The organism is Streptomyces sp. NPDC020422, from assembly GCF_044386705.1.
Lineage (GTDB): Bacteria > Actinomycetota > Actinomycetes > Streptomycetales > Streptomycetaceae > Streptomyces.
In genome coordinates this window covers 188,757-202,519 of record NZ_JBIRVJ010000002.1, presented here as the reverse complement: position 1 = coordinate 202,519, position 13,763 = coordinate 188,757, and the positions used below count along the sequence as shown (strand labels likewise).

Annotated in this window: 10 protein-coding genes; 6 read left to right on the top strand and 4 right to left on the bottom strand. The window is 73.0% G+C overall.

Annotation, left to right across the window (positions count from 1 at the left end; genetic code table 11):
* Nucleotides 1-9: 9 nt before the first annotated feature.
* Complete coding sequence (locus tag ACH414_RS04995) at nt 10-753, bottom strand: aquaporin (protein ID WP_382543523.1); 744 nt, start codon at nt 751-753, stop codon at nt 10-12.
* A gap of 75 nt (nt 754-828) precedes the next feature.
* Between ACH414_RS04995 and ACH414_RS04990 the strand changes: the two genes are divergently transcribed.
* The 6 genes from ACH414_RS04990 to ACH414_RS04965 all read left to right on the top strand — a co-directional run bounded on the left by ACH414_RS04990 (nt 829) and on the right by ACH414_RS04965 (nt 8,445).
* Entirely contained in the window at nt 829-1,533 is a 705-nt protein-coding gene (locus ACH414_RS04990; RefSeq protein ID WP_382543520.1) for a hypothetical protein, read from the top strand.
* 120 nt (nt 1,534-1,653) lie between these two features.
* Complete coding sequence (locus ACH414_RS04985; protein WP_386564065.1) at nt 1,654-2,481, top strand: sirohydrochlorin chelatase; 828 nt, start codon at nt 1,654-1,656, stop codon at nt 2,479-2,481.
* Nucleotides 2,482-2,516: 35 nt separating this feature from the next.
* On the top strand, nt 2,517-3,890 hold the full coding sequence (locus ACH414_RS04980) for a deoxyguanosinetriphosphate triphosphohydrolase (RefSeq protein ID WP_398940813.1): 1,374 nt from the start codon (nt 2,517-2,519) through the stop codon (nt 3,888-3,890).
* Between the two features lie 128 nt (nt 3,891-4,018).
* Nucleotides 4,019-5,281 carry an NAD(P)/FAD-dependent oxidoreductase gene (locus ACH414_RS04975; protein ID WP_382543514.1) on the top strand — a complete coding sequence of 421 codons (1,263 nt, stop codon included), beginning with the start codon at nt 4,019-4,021 and terminating at the stop codon, nt 5,279-5,281.
* 61 nt (nt 5,282-5,342) lie between these two features.
* The gene (gene dnaG, locus ACH414_RS04970) at nt 5,343-7,241 is read left to right on the top strand and encodes a DNA primase (RefSeq protein WP_398940812.1); all 1,899 of its coding nucleotides are present in this window, start codon (nt 5,343-5,345) and stop codon (nt 7,239-7,241) included.
* A gap of 55 nt (nt 7,242-7,296) precedes the next feature.
* Nucleotides 7,297-8,445 (top strand): RNA polymerase sigma factor, encoded by a 1,149-nt coding sequence (locus ACH414_RS04965; RefSeq protein WP_382543509.1) that lies wholly within the window; start codon nt 7,297-7,299, stop codon nt 8,443-8,445.
* 92 nt (nt 8,446-8,537) lie between these two features.
* On the opposite strand, the gene ACH414_RS04960 is transcribed toward ACH414_RS04965, so the two are convergent.
* From ACH414_RS04960 to ACH414_RS04950, 3 genes are all read right to left on the bottom strand, one after another.
* Nucleotides 8,538-10,463 (bottom strand): ABC transporter ATP-binding protein, encoded by a 1,926-nt coding sequence (locus ACH414_RS04960; RefSeq protein ID WP_382543506.1) that lies wholly within the window; start codon nt 10,461-10,463, stop codon nt 8,538-8,540.
* Complete coding sequence (locus tag ACH414_RS04955; RefSeq protein WP_382543503.1) at nt 10,463-12,196, bottom strand: ABC transporter ATP-binding protein; 1,734 nt, start codon at nt 12,194-12,196, stop codon at nt 10,463-10,465. The genes ACH414_RS04960 and ACH414_RS04955 overlap by 1 nt, the downstream gene beginning before the upstream one ends.
* A gap of 95 nt (nt 12,197-12,291) precedes the next feature.
* Nucleotides 12,292-13,728 carry an FGGY family carbohydrate kinase gene (locus ACH414_RS04950; RefSeq protein WP_382543500.1) on the bottom strand — a complete coding sequence of 479 codons (1,437 nt, stop codon included), beginning with the start codon at nt 13,726-13,728 and terminating at the stop codon, nt 12,292-12,294.
* Nucleotides 13,729-13,763 lie beyond the last annotated feature (35 nt).

Sequence of the window (13,763 nt, the reverse complement as noted above, 5' to 3'; positions counted from 1 at the left end):
TTCGGTCGTTCACCTGCTCGGACGCGCGGGAAGTCCGTTCGGTTCGCCTGCCGGGCCGGCCGGGCCGGGCGAGGTCCCGTAGAGCAGGGCCGCGAGGCCCATGCCGAGCAGCATGCCGAGCAGCTGGGCGGCGGCGAAGGCGGGGACGGAGCCGGGGGCGATCCCGGTGAAGGAGTCGGAGAAGGCGCGGCCGACGGTGGCCGCGGGGTTGGCGAAGGAGCCGGAGGAGGTGAACCAGATCGCCGCGCCGATGTAGCCGGCGACGGCCACCGGGGCGAGGGAGGGGCGGCCGATGCGGCGCAGGCCCTGGACGACGAGGACGAGCCCGGCGGTGGCGACGGCCTCGCCGAGCAGCAGGTGCAGTTCGGCGCGCCGCTCGGTGGCGAGGGCGCCGGGTGCCCGACCGAACATCGCCTCGGCGAGCAGGGCGCCCGCGACGGCGCCGGTGAGCTGGGCGGCGATGTAGCCGACGGCCGCGCCGGCTCCCGCACCCTCGTCCTCGCGGCGTCGCGCCCACCACTCGGAGAGGGTGACGACGGGGTTGAAGTGGGCGCCGGAGAGCGGGCCGAGGAGGGCGATGAGCAGGCCCAGGCCGATGGCGGAGGCGAGGGCGTTGGCGAGCAGCCGGACGCCGATGTCCTGGCTGAGGGAGTCGGCGCGGATGCCGGAGCCGACGATGACGGCGACGAGGGCGGCGGTGCCGGTGAACTCGGCGGTGACGCGTCGGGGGAGCGACGCGGGGGACATTCTCATAACGGAAAAGATATTCCGTGATTCGGAAGGAAAAAAGAGGGGAGGTGAGGGGTGTCCCTTCCGTACTCTCGGCGCATGATCATCGAGCCTGCCGTCCTCGGCGAAGCCGTCCGCAACAACGCGCTCTGGTGCGACACCATGTGCCGCGCCCACGGCCTCCCCGGCGCGTTCGGCCCCCGTGCCTGGACCAACGCCCGCCGCACCCCCCTCTACTACCCGGACGCGGTCACCCTGGCCGCGGACGCGGAGGCGGACGACGTCGTGGCAGGCATCGACCGCACGGCGCCCGGCGCCTCGGTCAAGGACAGCCACGCGCGCCTCGACCTGACCGGCGAGGGCTTCCGGCCGCTCTTCGACGCCCAGTGGATCCACCGCCCCGCCGGGCTCCCGCGCCCCGCGGCCCCCGCCGGCTGGCGGCCCGTCCGCACCCCGGCGGAACTCGCGGCCTGGGCGCTGGCCTGGAGCGACGGCGACGAGGACGAGGCGGCCCTCTTCCGCCCCGAGCTCCTCGCCGAGGCCGGCACCAGGATCGTCGCGGGCCACGCGCCGGACGGCGCGATCCTCGGCGGCGCGGTCCTCACCGACAGCGGCACGGTGACGGGCATCTCCAACCTCTTCGCGACGGCCGCCGCGGACGTCGCCGGCAGCTGGGCGGGCGCCCTCTCCCTCGTCGCCCCCGGCCGCGCCGCGGTCGGCTACGAGTCGGGCGACGACCTGACCGCGGCGGTGGCCGCCGGCTTCGAGCCGATCGGCCCCCTGCGGGTGTGGCTGGCGAGCTAGGCCCCCCAGGGCGGAGCCCGGCGGGACCTGACCGCGCCGCTCCCGGCTCCGTGAGCGGTCGGCAAACGGGTGTGACGCGGGGGAAACGGGCAGGCAATGCGGACCGGGCAGGATCGGTCCATGACGACGCACGAGCCGGACCCCACCCTCTCCAGCAGCGCCGACCTGCTGGGCCGCATCGGGACCCAGCTCGGCGCCCGCCTGCGCCAGGTGCGCCCCGGGACGCGCGGCCCCGCGCTGATAGCCGTCGGGCACGGCAGCCGCGACCCCCGCGCCACCGCCACGCTGCGGCTGCTCCTCGACCGGGTCCGCGAACTGCGCCCCGGACTCGACGCACGGCTCGCGCACATCGAGCTGAACCCCCCGCTCCTGCCCGACGCGCTCGCCGCACAGCCGGAGGGCGGCGCCGTCCTGGTCCCGCTGCTCTTCGCCCGCGGCCACCACGTCAAGCACGACCTGCCCGCCGCGGCCGCGGCCGCACCCGGCCGCCCCACCCGGACCGCCGCCCCGCTCGGCCCCCACCCGCTCCTCGTCGAGGCCCTCGCCGACCGGCTCGCCGAGGCGGGCTGGACCGCCGGGGAGGGCACCGCGGTCGTGCTCGCCGCCGCCGGCTCCCGCGACCCGCAGTCGGGCGCCGACACCCGCCGGCTCGCCGCACTCCTCGGCGAACGCCTCGGGGGAGTACCCGTCGTCCCCGCCTACGCCTCCGCCGCCACCCCCACCGTCCCCGAGGCCCTCCGCGCCCTCGCCGCCCGCGGCCACCACCGCGTCGCCGTCGCCTCCTGCTTCACCGCCCCCGGACTCTTCGCCACCCGCAGCGCCGCCCACGCCCCCTGGATCGCCTCGGCCCCCCTCGGCGCCCACCCGGCGCTGGCCCGCCTGGTCCTGCACCGCTACGACCAGGCCCTCGCCCACACCGGCCCCACGAGGGAACTCGCCTCCGCTTAGTCCCGGTTGTCCGTCCCGCCGGATACCGTCGGTGCATGGAAGGCTTCGAAGACACCCACGGCATCGACGGCACCCACGGCATCGACGGCACCCACGGCATCGACGGCACCCCCGGCATCGACGGCACCGACACCCCCGGCTACGACCCCGCCGCCACCGAGCGCTGGGCCGCCGAGCCCGACAAGCGGCCCGGGCGCACCGCCTTCCAGCGCGACCGGGCCCGGGTCCTGCACTCGGCCGCGCTGCGCAGGCTCGCCGGCAAGACGCAGGTCGTCACGCCGGGCACGCTCAGCCACGCCTGGGACGCCAGCCCCCGCACCCGGCTGACCCACTCCCTGGAGTGCGCCCAGGTCGGCCGCGAGCTGGGCGCCGCGCTCGGCTGCGACCCCGACCTCGTCGAGGCCGCCTGCCTCGCGCACGACCTGGGCCACCCGCCGTTCGGGCACAACGGGGAGCAGGCCCTCAACGACGTCGCCAAGGACTGCGGCGGCTTCGAGGGCAACGCCCAGTCGCTGCGGCTGCTCACCCGCATCGAGCCCAAGCGGTTCATCGCCGACCCCGCCACCGGCGAGCCCCTCAGCGTCGGCCTCAACCTCACCCGCGCCGCCCTCGACGCCGCCACCAAGTACCCCTGGGCGCGCGGCGGCCACCCCACCGACCCCGGCTCGTCCAAGTTCGGCGTCTACGAGGACGACCTGCCCGTCTTCGCCTGGATCCGCGAGGGCGCCCCCGCCCACCGCAAGTGCTTCGAGGCCCAGGTCATGGACTGGTCCGACGACGTGGCCTACTCGGTGCACGACTTCGAGGACGGGCTGCACGCCGGGCACATCGACCCCAACATGCTGCTCGCCGAGCCCGAGCGCGCCGACATCTGGGCCGTCGCCCTCGGCCGTTACGTACCCGAGGACACCGACCCGCAGGAGCTCGCCGACGCCCTCGACCGGCTCGTCGACCAGGAGTGGTGGCCGCACGGCTACGACGGCTCGGCCGGCGCCCAGGCCCGCCTCAAGGACGCCACCAGCCAGCTCATCGGGCGCTTCTGCCTCGCCGCCGAGGGCGCCACCCGCCAGGCCTTCGGCTCCGGACGCCTCACCCGCTACGGGGCCGAGCTCGTCGTCCCCCGCGAGACCCGCAACGAGTGCGCCGTACTCAAGGCCGTCGCCGACCGGTACGTGATGCAGCGCGCCGAACAGGAGGCGCTCCGCGCCGACCAGCGGATCGTCGTCGCCGAGCTCGCCGAGGCCCTGACCGCCCGCGCGCCCGAGGGGCTCGACCCGCAGTTCCGCGCCCTGTTCAACGCCGCGCCCGACGACCGTTCCCGCAAGCGGGTGATCGTCGACCAGATCGCCTCCCTCACCGACGCCTCCGCCCGCAGCCTCCACACCCGCTTCCGCCACCCGCGCCCCTAAGGGCCGTTCGCCCCCTTTTCGAGTCCGGTGCTCGTGCGGGACCCTCGCATGCACCGGCCCGGGACTGTGGGGCGGGCCCGGCTCGGGGGCGTAGCGTAGTGAACCGGTCGTAACGAGGAGGAATCAACGTGGTCGACGCAGATCAGACCTTCGTCATCGTCGGCGGGGGCCTCGCCGGAGCCAAGGCCGCGGAGACGCTGCGCGCCGAGGGGTTCAACGGCCGGGTGATCCTCATCGGAGACGAACGCGACCACCCCTACGAACGCCCGCCCCTCTCCAAGGGCTTCCTCCTCGGCAAGGAGGACCGCGACTCCGTCTTCGTCCACGAGCCCGCCTGGTACGCGCAGGCGGACATCGAGCTGCACCTCGGCCAGACCGTCACCGCCATCGACCGCGAGGCCCGCACCGTCCGCCTCGGCGACGGCACCGTGATCCGCTACGACAAGCTGCTCCTGGCCACCGGCGCCGAGCCGCGCCGCCTCGACGTCCCCGGCACCGGGCTCGCCGGCGTCCACCACCTGCGCCGCCTCGCCCACGCCGAGCGGCTGCGCCACGTCCTGCAGGCCCTCGGCCGCGACAACGGGCACCTGGTGATCGCCGGGGCCGGCTGGATCGGCCTGGAGGTCGCCGCCGCGGCCCGTACCTACGGCGCCGAGGTCACCGTCATCGAGCCCGCCCCCACCCCGCTCCACCACGTCCTCGGCCCCGAACTCGGCCAGCTCTTCACCGACCTGCACAGCGAGCACGGCGTCCGCTTCCACTTCGACGTCAGGCTCACCGAGATCGTCGGCGCCGACGGCATGGTCCTCGCCGTGCGCACCGACGACGGCGAGGAGTACCCCGCCCACGACGTGCTCGCCGCCGTCGGCGCCGCCCCGCGCACCGCCCTCGCGGAGAACGCCGGCCTCGCCCTCGTCGACCGCGCCGACGGCGGCGGCATCGCCGTCGACGAGTCGCTGCGCACCTCCGACCCCGACATCTTCGCCGCGGGCGACGTCGCCGCCGCCCACCACCCCTGGCTGCACACCCGGCTGCGCGTCGAGCACTGGGCCAACGCCCTCAACGGCGGCCCGGCCGCCGCCCGCGCCATGCTCGGACGGCAGGTCTCCTACGACCGCGTCCCGTACTTCTTCTCCGACCAGTACGACGTCGGCCTCGAGTACTCGGGCTGGGCGCCGCCCGGCTCGTACGACCAGGTCGTGCTGCGCGGGGACGTCGGCAAGCGCGAGTTCATCGCCTTCTGGCTCAAGGACCGCCAGGTGCTCGCCGGCATGAACGTGAATGTGTGGGACGTCACAGACCGGATCCAGAGCCTGATCCGCTCCCGTGCCGCCGTGGACACCGAGGCCCTCGCCGACCCCTCCGTACCGCTGGAGAACCTGACCGCCTGAACCGTCACCGCAGGCGGCATCCGTGCGGGGGGCCACCCCCGCGCCCCCGTAGACTCTATGCGTGGCAGGCAGGATCAACGATGACGACGTGAAGGCGGTACGGGACGCGGTCCCGATCGACGCCGTCGTGTCCGAGTACCTCCAGCTCCGCAACGCCGGCGGCGGGAACCTGAAGGGGCTCTGCCCCTTCCACGACGAGAAGTCGCCCTCCTTCCAGGTCAGCCCGAGCAAGGGACTCTTCCACTGCTTCGGCTGCCAGGAGGGCGGCGACACCATCGCCTTCGTGATGAAGATCGACCACCTCTCCTTCTCGGAGACGGTCGAGCGCCTCGCCGCCAAGGCGGGCATCACCCTGCGCTACGAGGAGGGCGGCTACAACCCCGGCCACCAGCGCGGCGAACGCACCCGCCTGGTCGAGGCCCACCAGGCCGCCGCGCGGTACTACGCCGAGCAACTCGGCTCCGCCGAGGCCGAGATCGGGCGCAAGTTCCTCGCCGAGCGCGGCTTCGACCAGGCCGCCGCCGAGCACTTCGGCGTCGGCTACTCCCCGGCCGGCTGGGACCACCTCACCCGCTTCCTGCGCGGCCAGGGCTTCTCCGACCGCGAGCTGGTCCTCTCCGGCCTCTCCCAGGAAGGCCGCCGCGGCCCCATCGACCGCTTCCGCGGCCGCCTGATGTGGCCGATCAAGGACGTCGGCGGCGACGTCGTCGGCTTCGGCGCCCGCAAGCTCCGCGAGGACGACAACGGGCCCAAGTACCTCAACACGCCCGAGACGCCGATCTACAAGAAGTCCCAGGTGCTCTACGGCATCGACCTGGCCAAGAAGGACATCGCCAAGGTCAGCCGCGCCGTCGTCGTCGAGGGCTACACCGACGTCATGGCCTGCCACCTGGCCGGCGTCACCACCGCCATCGCGACCTGCGGCACCGCCTTCGGCGGCGAGCACATCAAGATCCTGCGCCGCCTCCTCATGGACAACGGCTCGGCCCGCGTGATCTTCACCTTCGACGGCGACGCCGCCGGCCAGAAGGCCGCCCTGCGCGCCTTCGAGGACGACCAGAAGTTCGCCGCCGAGACCTACATCGCCATCGCCCCCGACGGCATGGACCCCTGCGAACTGCGCCTCGCCAAGGGCGACGAGGCCGTCGCCGACCTCGTCCAGCCGCGCACCCCGCTCTTCGAGTTCGCCCTGCGCCAGATCGTGAACCGCTACGACCTGGAGATCCCCTCCGGCCGGGCCGCCGCCCTCGACGAGGCCGCCCCGATCGTCGCCCGGATCAAGAACGTCGCCTCCCAGCACGAGGTCGCCGTCCAGCTCGCCGGCATGCTCGGCATCCTCGACACCCAGTTCGTCGTCCGCCGGGTCGCCCAGATCGCCCGCTGGCAGCGCGGCGGCGGCAAGGACCAGGGCCCCTCGCGCGACGGCGGCCGCCGGCAGCGCTCGTACGAGGAGGTCAAGGCGCCCGTCGCGTCCGCCGGGCCCGCGCTCAACCTGCGCAGCCCCGCCCACCGCACCGAGCGCGAGCTGCTCAAGCTGGCCCTCCAGCGGCCCGAGCTGGTCTCCCCGGCCTTCGACGCGTACGGGATCGACGAGTTCACCGCCCCGCCCTACGCGGCCGTCCGCCAGTGCATCCAGGACGCCGGCGGAGCCACCGGCGCCCCCTCCGACTACCTCGACGCGGTCCGCGAGGCCGCCCCCGACGACAGCGTCCGCGCCCTCGTCACCGAGCTCGCCGTCGAGGCGATCTTCGCCAAGACCGTCGACGAGGCCTACGCGGGCGACCAGCTCGTCACCGTCCGGCTGCGCGCCGTCGACCGGCGCCTGCGCGACGTCCAGGGCACCCTGGCCCGCCTCGGCGCCCACGGCGACCCCGGCCAGGTGGCGGCGGTGCAGAACGAGCTGTGGGTGCTCACCCAGTACGCCCAGTCGCTGCGCAACAACGGGGCCGCGGCACTTTAACGTCGGGTGACGCCGCCGATTCAAAAAGTCACCGCACGCCCCTCGTGGCGGTGATGTGTCGTACCCCACACTGGGTGACGGTGCCGTCCCGTTGCCGTCACGCCCCCGAACCGGCAGCGATCACCCACCCTGGAGGTCGCCCCCCGTGCAGACCCAGACCGTCACCGTGTCCCAGGAACCGCCCCAGGCCGAGCCGCCCTCCCCGGTCGAACCCTCCCCGGTCGAGCTGGGCGCCGTCGAGGCGGAGCCCGAGATCCCCGCCCAGCGACGCCGGAGCGACTACGGCGGCAACGGGCCCTCCTCCGACCTCTTCCGGCAGTACCTGCGCGAGATAGGCCGCGTGCCGCTGCTCACCGCGGAGGAGGAGGTCGAGCTCGCCCGGCGCGTCGAGGCCGGGCTGTTCGCCGAGGAGAAGCTCGCCAACACCCCCGACCTCGACTCGCAGTTGGCGCTCGACCTGGACCGTCTCGTGGTCCTCGGCCGGATCGCCAAGCGCAAGCTCATCGAGGCCAACCTGCGGCTCGTGGTCTCCGTCGCCAAACGCTACGTGGGCCGCGGCCTGACCATGCTCGACCTGGTCCAGGAGGGCAACCTCGGCCTCATCAGGGCCGTGGAGAAGTTCGACTACGCGCGCGGCTACAAGTTCTCGACGTACGCGACCTGGTGGATCCGCCAGGCCATGTCCCGGGCCCTCGCCGACCAGGCCCGGACCATCCGCGTCCCCGTGCACGTCGTCGAGCTCATCAACCGGGTCATCCGCGTCCAGCGCCGGATGCTCCAGGAACGCGGCTACGAACCCACCGCCGAAGAGGTCGCCGCCCAGCTCGACCTGGCCCCCGAACGGGTAGGCGAGGTGCTGCGGCTCGCCCAGGAACCGGTCTCCCTGCACGCCCCCGTCGGCGAGGAGGAGGACGTCGCCCTCGGCGACCTCATCGAGGACGGCGACGCCGCGTCCCCCGTGGAGTCCGCCGCCTTCCTGCTGCTGCGCGAACACCTGGAGGCCGTGCTCTCCACCCTCGGCGAACGCGAACGCAAGGTCGTCCAGCTGCGCTACGGCCTCGACGACGGCCGGCCCCGCACCCTGGAGGAGATCGGACAGCTCTTCGGCGTGACCCGCGAACGCATCCGCCAGATCGAGTCCAAGACCCTCAACAAACTGCGGGACCACGCCTACGCGGACCAGCTGCGCGGCTATCTCGACTAGGCCGTGCCCGGAACGTGGCGCCGTCTGCCCGCAGGGCAGGGCCCGCCCGGCGGATCGCGTCACCCGCCGGACAGGCCCTCGCACCCGGCCGGTCAGTCGACCTCGGCGACCGCCTGCGCGAACTGCGCCGCGTACAGGCGGGCATAGGCGCCGCCGGAGGCCAGCAGCTCCTCGTGGGTGCCCTGCTCCACGATCGAGCCGTTCTCCATCACCAGGATCACGTCCGCGTCCCGGATGGTGGAGAGCCGGTGCGCGATCACGAAGCTGGTGCGGCCGTGCGCCAGCCGCGCCATCGCCTTCTGGATCAGCACCTCGGTACGGGTGTCGACCGAGCTGGTCGCCTCGTCGAGGACCAGGATCACCGGGTCGGACAGGAACGCCCGCGCGATGGTGATCAGCTGCTTCTCGCCGGCGCTGACGCCCGCTCCGTCGTCGTCGATGACGGTGTCGTACCCCTCGGGCAGGGTGCGGATGAACCGGTCGGCGTGGGCGGCCCGCGCCGCCTCCTCGATCTCCGCCCGACTCACCTCGCGCGTCGCGCCGTACGCGATGTTCTCGGCGATGGTGCCGCCGAAGAGCCAGGTGTCCTGGAGGACCATGCCGATGCCGGCGCGCAGGTCCTCGCGGGACATCCGGGAGATGTCGATCCCGTCGAGGGTGATCCGCCCGTCGGTCACCTCGTAGAACCGCATGAGGAGGTTGACCAGCGTGGTCTTGCCGGCGCCCGTCGGGCCGACGATCGCGACCGTCTGCCCCGGCTCCACCGCGAGCGACAGGTCCTCGATGAGCGGCTTGTCCTCCTCGTAGCGGAAGGCCACGCCCTCCAGGGCGACCTTGCCCTTGAGGTCCGTCGGCTTCTCGCTCGCCGCGGCGTCGGGCGCCTGCTCCTCCGCGTCGAGCAGCTCGAAGATCCGCTCGGCCGAGGCGACACCCGACTGCACCAGGTTCGCCATCGAGGCGACCTGGGTCAGCGGCATCGAGAACTGCCGGGAGTACTGGATGAACGCCTGCACGTCACCGATGGACAGGCTGCCGCTCGCCACCCGCAGACCGCCCACCACGGCCACCAGGACGTAGTTCAGGTTCGACACGAACAGCATCACCGGCTGCATCACGCCGCTGTTGAACTGGGCCTTGAACCCGGCCTCGTACAGCGCCTCGTTCTGCTCGTGGAAGTCCTTCCCGGACTCCTCCTGCCGGCCGAAGACCTTCACCAGCGTGTGGCCGGTGTACATCTCCTCCACATGGGCGTTGAGCTTGCCCGTGGAGCGCCACTGCTGCACGAAGTGCGGCTGCGAGCGCTTGCCGATCCGCGTCGCCACCACCACCGACAGCGGCACCGTCACCAGCGCCACCAGGGCGAGCAGCGGCGAGATCCAGAACATCATCGCGAGCACGCCGACGATCGTGAGCAGCGAGTTGATCAACTGGCCCATCGACTGCTGGAGGGTCTGCGAGATGTTGTCGATGTCGTTGGTCGCCCGGGACAGCACCTCGCCGCGCTTGGCCCGGTCGAAGTAGGACAGCGGCAGCCGCGCCAGCTTCGCCTGGACCTCCTCCCGCATCCGGTACACGGTCCGGTTGATCACCAGGATCGACATGCGCGTCGAGACCAGCATGAGCAGGCCCGCCAGCACGTACACGGCGAGCGCCAGGCCGAGGACCTCGCCCACCGCCGTGAAGTCGATGCCCTTGCCGGGGGTGAAGTCCACCCCGGCCAGCATGTCCGCCATCCCGCCGTCGCCCTTGGCGCGCAGCGCGTCCAGGGCCCCCTGCTTCGTGGCGCCCTCGGGCATCTGCCGCCCGACCACGCCCGCGAAGACCAGGTCGGTCGCCCGGCCGAGGATCTTCGGCCCGACCACCGAGGCCGCCACCGACAGCACGCCGGCGACCAGCATCACCCACAGGGCGCCGCGCTCCGGCGCCAGCTGCCGCAGCAGCCGCTTGCCGGAGCCCTTGAAGTCCATCGACTTGGAGTCCGGGCCGCCCCCGGCCATGGGCATACGTGGACCGGCCATCAGGCTGCCTCCGCCTCGGTCAGCTGGGAGAGCACGATCTCCCGGTACGTCTCGTTCCGGGCCATCAGCTCCTGGTGGCGTCCGGTGCCCACGACCCGGCCCTCGTCGAGGACCACGATCCGGTCGGCGTCCCGGATCGTCGACACCCGCTGGGCGACGATGACCACGGTCGAGTCGGCGGTCTCCTCGGAGAGCGCCGCCCGCAGCCGGGCGTCCGTCTCGTAGTCGAGCGCCGAGAACGAGTCGTCGAACAGGTAGATCTCCGGCTTCTGCACCAGCGTGCGGGCGATGGCGAGCCGCTGCCGCTGCCCACCGGACACGTTCGTGCCGCCCTGCGCGATCGGCGCGTTGAGGCCGTGCTCCAGCTTCCGGACGAAGTCGGCGGCCTGGGCCACCTCCAGGGCGTGCCACAGCTCCTCGTCGGTCGCGTCCGGCTTGCCGTACCGCAGGTTGGTCGCGACCGTCCCGGAGAACAGGTACGGCTTCTGCGGGACGAGCCCCACGGTCCGCGCCATCAGCTTCGGGTCGAGGGTGCGCACGTCGACGCCGTCGACGAGCACCTCGCCGCCGGTCACGTCGAACAGCCGCGGCACGAGCCCGAGCAGCGTGGACTTGCCGCTGCCGGTCGAGCCGATGATCGCCGTGGTCTCGCCCGGCCGGGCGACCAGCTCGACGTCCTTGAGCACCGACTCCTCGGCGCCCGGGTACCGGAAGTCCGCGCTCCTGACCTCCAGGTGCCCGCGCCGGTCCAGCTCGCGCACCGGCTCGGTGGGCGGCACCACGCTGGACTCGGTGTCGAGCACCTCCTCGATGCGCTCGGCGCACACCTCGGCCCGCGGCACCATCATGAACATGAAGGTGGCCATCATGACGGCCATGACGATCTGCATCAGATAGGCGAGGAAGGCGGTCAGCGCGCCGATCTCCATCCCGCCGCTGTCGATGCGGTGCGCGCCGAACCAGACGACGGCGATCGACGACACGTTCACGACCGTCATCACGGTCGGGAACATCAGCGCCATCAGGCGCCCGGTGGCCATCGACACCTCGGTCAGCTCGGCGTTGGAGCCCTCGAACCGCTTGCGCTCGTAGGCGTCCTTCACGAAGGCCCGGATGACCCGGTTGCCGGTGATCTGCTCGCGCAGCACCCGGTTCACCGTGTCGAGCCGGGTCTGCATGGTGCGGAACAGCGGCCGCATCCGGCGCACGATCAGCGAGACGGCGATGCCGAGCACCGGCACGACCGCGATCAGCACGGCCGACAGCGGCACGTCCAGGCTGAGCGCCATGATGATGCCGCCGACGCACATGATCGGCGCGGAGACCATCAGGGTGAACGCCATCAGGACCAGCATCTGGACCTGCTGCACGTCGTTGGTCGTCCGGGTGATCAGCGAGGGCGCGCCGAAGTGCCCGAGCTCCCGGGACGAGAAGGACTGCACCCGGTCGAAGACCGCGGCCCGGACGTCCCGGCCGAGCGCGGAGGCGGTGCGCGCGCCGAAGTAGACGGCCCCGATGTTGCAGGCCACCTGGATCACGGACACGCCGATCATCAGCGCGCCGAACCGCAGGATGTAGCCGGTGTCCCCGTTCACGACACCGTTGTCGATGATGTCGGCGTTCAGGGTCGGCAGGTAGAGCGTGGCGCTGGTCTGCAGCAGCTGGAGCACCACGAGCAGGACGATCGGTTTTCGGTACGGCCCAAGGTGGGTTCGGAGAAGTCTTATGAGCACGGGTTCTACTATCGCCCGCACCGCTGTGGCGTTACGACTCGGTTTTCGAGCCGCGCCGGGGCCCTGGTGAACTCTTTACGAACGCCCCCGGCGCCTCAGGACCCGAAGGCCCCCGGGTGGATCTGCTCGCGCGTCGCGACGTACTGCTGGCGCACGGCCTGGCCGACGGCCAGCTCCTCGCCCGGCTCGAAGACCTGGGTGGCGGCGCCCTGCCAGGCCGGGGGAGCGGTCGGGGAGAGCGTGCCCCGGGACACCCCGAGTGCCCAGGCGGCCTGCCGGGCGGCGCCGAGCGCCGCGTAGTCGGCCGGCTGGGGGACGACGACCCGCGCGCCGAACAGCGCGGGCGCGAGGGCCTGTACGGCGGGCAGTCCGGCGGCGGCGCCGAGCAGGAAGACCCGCCGCACCTCGACGCCCCGGTGGCGCAGCACGTCCATGGCGTCGGCGAGCGAGCAGAGCATGCCCTCGAAGGAGGCCCGGGCCAGGTGCTCCGGCTTCATCGACTCGCGGCGCAGTCCGGCGAGGGTGCCGGCGGTGTGGGGGAGCCGCGGGGTGCGCTCGCCCTCCAGGTACGGCAGGAGCACCAGGCCGGAGGCGCCGGGCGTCGACTTGAGCGCGAGCGCGGAGAGCTCCTCCAGGGACTCCGCCCCCAGCATCTCGGCGGTGCCGCGCAGTGCTCGTACGGCGTTCGCGGTGTGCACGACGGGCAGGTGCATGCCGGTGGCGTCGGCGAAGGAGGTGATCATGCCGTCGGGGTCGGCGAGGGCCTCGTGGTGGACGGCCATGACGGAGCCCGAGGCGCCGAGGGAGACGACGGCGTCACCGGCGCCGAGCCCGAGCCCGAGGGCGGCGGCCATGGTCTCGCCGGTGCCGGCGGAGATGAGGAGCCCCTCGGGGGTGGTGCCGGCGGCCTCGGCGGGCCCGAGCACCTCCGGCAGGACGGCCTGGTGCCCGAGCGCGAGCTCGACGAGGTCGGGCCGGTAGACCCCGGTCCGCGCGGACCAGTAGCCCGTGCCGGAGGCGGCGCCGCGGTCGGTGGTACGGCGCGCGGGGCGGCCGAGCAGCTGCCAGACGAGCCAGTCGTGCGGCTGGAGGACCATCGCGATCCGCTGGGCGTGCTCGGGTTCGCTGCGGGCCAGCCAGCGGAGCTTGGTGAGCGGGAGTCCGGCCTGCGGGACGGTGCCGACGGCCTCGGCCCAGGCGGACCGGCCGCCGAGCCCCTCGACGAGGTCCGCGGCCGCGACCTGGGCCCGCTTGTCGTTGCCGACCAGCGCGGGCCGGACGAGACCGCCCTGCGGGTCGAGCGGCACGAGGCCGTGCTGCGCGGAGACGCCGATGGCCTCCACGCCTTCGAGCAGCCCGCCGGTGGCGGCCTCGCCGAGCGAGAGCAGCCAGGCCTGCGGATCGACGTCGGTGGCCTTGGGATCGAGGGGATGCGGGGCATGCCCCTGCCGCAGCACAGCACCCGTATCGGCGTCACAGACGACGATGCGGGTGGAATCCGAAGAGCTGTCGAGTCCGGCGACTATCCCCATGACAGAGATTCTGCCGTACGCGGAGCCGTCCGCGG